Annotated in this window: 1 protein-coding gene, 2 tRNA genes and 1 riboswitch; all 3 genes read left to right on the top strand. The window is 34.8% G+C overall.

The window, feature by feature from the left end; genetic code table 11:
• Positions 1-135: 135 nt before the first annotated feature.
• The 3 genes from L1S49_RS23040 (at position 136) to metK (ending at position 1766) form a co-directional block, all read left to right on the top strand.
• Positions 136-210, top strand: a tRNA-Thr gene (locus L1S49_RS23040).
• Between the two features lie 8 nt (positions 211-218).
• Positions 219-303 (top strand) — tRNA-Tyr (locus tag L1S49_RS23035).
• Positions 304-409: 106 nt separating this feature from the next.
• A riboswitch (SAM riboswitch) is annotated at positions 410-512 on the top strand.
• A gap of 78 nt (positions 513-590) precedes the next feature.
• Positions 591-1766: a methionine adenosyltransferase gene (gene metK, locus L1S49_RS23030; protein ID WP_238907693.1), complete on the top strand. Its 1176-nt coding sequence runs from the start codon at positions 591-593 to the stop codon at positions 1764-1766.
• Positions 1767-1861: the final 95 nt, after the last annotated feature.

Genomic DNA, 1861 nt, shown 5'->3' with positions numbered 1-1861 from the left:
GCATAGCTCAGCTGGGAGAGCACCTGCCTTACAAGCAGGGGGTCACAGGTTCGATCCCTGTTGTGCCCACCAATAGTTATAATATTAAATTATAACCAAGCAAGTTTAATCAATAAGCATTAAAAGTAAATATGTGCTGGCATGGCTCAACGGTAGAGCAGCTGACTTGTAATCAGCAGGTTGTAGGTTCGATTCCTATTGCCAGCTCCACAAAACATGGAGGAGTTCCCGAGTGGCCAAAGGGGGCAGACTGTAAATCTGTTACGTTTCGTTTCGATGGTTCGAATCCGTCCTCCTCCACCAATAAAAGTAGATTATTCTACTTTTTATTTTTTTTTATTTATTATAAATTTTTATTGAAATATTAATCTAATAATGATATAATTATTCACGAAATGAATAATGATAACTCTTATCAAGAGAGGTGGAGGGATAGGGCCCTACGAAACCCGGCAACCTGTGTTATGCACAAAGGTGCCAATTCCTGCAGTGAAAAATCTGCGAGATAAGAGAGAGAATTAATTTATCAAGTCTCTTCTTATCGGAGGGCTTTATTTTTTTTGCAATAATATATCGAAGGGAGAAATAAAATGAAAAGATTATTTACATCTGAATCAGTTACAGAAGGACATCCAGATAAAATCTGTGATCAAATATCAGATTCAGTTTTAGATGCTATATTTGAACAAGATCCAAATGCTAGAGTAGCATGTGAGACAGCAGTTACAACTGGAATGGTAATTGTAATGGGGGAAATATCAACTAAATGTTATGTGGATATTCCTAAGGTAGTTAGACAAACTATTAGAGAAATAGGTTACGATAGAGCAAAATATGGATTTGACTGTGATACTTGTGCAGTATTAACTACTATAGATGAGCAATCATCAGATATAGCTCAAGGAGTAGATGAAGCTTTAGAATCTAGAGAAGGCGAAATGGATAAAATCGATGCAGTTGGAGCTGGAGATCAGGGAATGATGTTTGGTTTTGCAACTAATGAAACTCTAGAATTAATGCCAGCACCTATAGCTATGGCGCATAGACTTTCAAGAAGATTATCTGAAGTAAGAAAAAATGGAACTTTAGAGTATTTAAGACCAGATGGAAAAACTCAAGTTACAGTAGAATATGATGATAATAAAGTAAAAAGAATTGATGCTATAGTAGTGTCAACTCAACATGGACCAGAGGTATCACAAGAACAAATAAAAAGTGATATTTTAGAACATGTAATAAAGGCTGTTATACCAGCTGAATTATTAGATGAAAATACTAAATATTATATAAATCCAACTGGAAGATTTGTTATAGGGGGACCACAAGGAGATGCTGGTTTAACTGGTAGAAAAATAATTGTTGATACCTACGGCGGATACGGTAGACATGGTGGCGGAGCTTTCTCAGGAAAAGATCCAACTAAGGTAGATAGAAGTGCAGCTTATGCGGCTAGATGGGTTGCAAAAAACCTTGTAGCAGCTGGTGTTGCTGATAAATTAGAGATAGAAGTAGCTTATGCTATAGGAGTTGCTAAACCAGTGTCAATAGAAGTAGATACATTTGGAACTGCTAAAATAGCTGATGATAAAATAATCGATATAATAAATAAGGTATTTGATTTAAGACCAGGAGCTATTATAAGAGACTTAGATTTAAGAAGACCTATATATAAGAAGACAGCAGCTTATGGACATTTTGGAAGAACAGATGTAGAACTTCCTTGGGAACAACTAACAAGGGTTGAAGAAATAAAAAAATTAATATAGTATATTAAAAAAAGTGGTTATAGAGAATGTGAAAAATTTTGTGTGAATTATAAATTATGTTCATTTATATAACTGGAAATTTGCTTTCCAGTTAT

Source organism: Clostridium sp. YIM B02506 (assembly GCF_022324845.1).
Lineage (GTDB): Bacteria > Bacillota > Clostridia > Clostridiales > Clostridiaceae > Clostridium_T > Clostridium_T intestinale.
This window is presented reverse-complemented; position numbering and strand designations above follow the sequence as displayed.